This is a genomic window from Achromobacter sp. SIMBA_011 (assembly GCF_046535435.1).
Lineage (GTDB): Bacteria > Pseudomonadota > Gammaproteobacteria > Burkholderiales > Burkholderiaceae_B > Achromobacter > Achromobacter dolens.
Genome location: NZ_JAWRWN010000084.1, coordinates 1 through 402, shown reverse-complemented (window position 1 = coordinate 402; position 402 = coordinate 1). Strand labels below are relative to the sequence as shown.

Below are 402 nucleotides of genomic sequence, written 5' to 3'. Positions count from 1 at the left end.
GTTGGGTTTATCCGCGCGACGATGAAATGGGTTGGGGCAAACCGGGGCCGGGCGCCACAATCATTGCGACGATCGCCGGCGAGCCGACGCATGCCGTGGTGTTCGCGTACGAGAAGGGCGCAACGATGGATTACGATTTCATTGCACCCGCACGCCGCGTTGCACTGTTTCTTGGCAACCGGTCATTCGAGAAACTCAGCGCGGACGGCAACGCTATTTTCGATGCGGCTGTGAACTGGGCCGTCAGTTCATCGGCCGAGGCGGAGTGTCCGTAAGCAGGTCATCGTGCCGCGATCGCGCGGGGAACGTCCGAGGCGGGTCGTGCGTGAAATCGAGCACGCGTGTTTCCCGCCTCATTAGCCGCGCTCTGCGAGCGCGCTATTCCATTGTCCGTCTTTCACG

Annotated in this window: 1 pseudogene; it reads left to right on the top strand. The window is 61.7% G+C overall.

Annotation, left to right across the window (positions count from 1 at the left end):
• Positions 1-275: pseudogene (locus SB816_RS30015) on the top strand (hypothetical protein); the annotation flags it as partial.
• Between the last annotated feature and the right edge of the window lie 127 nt (positions 276-402).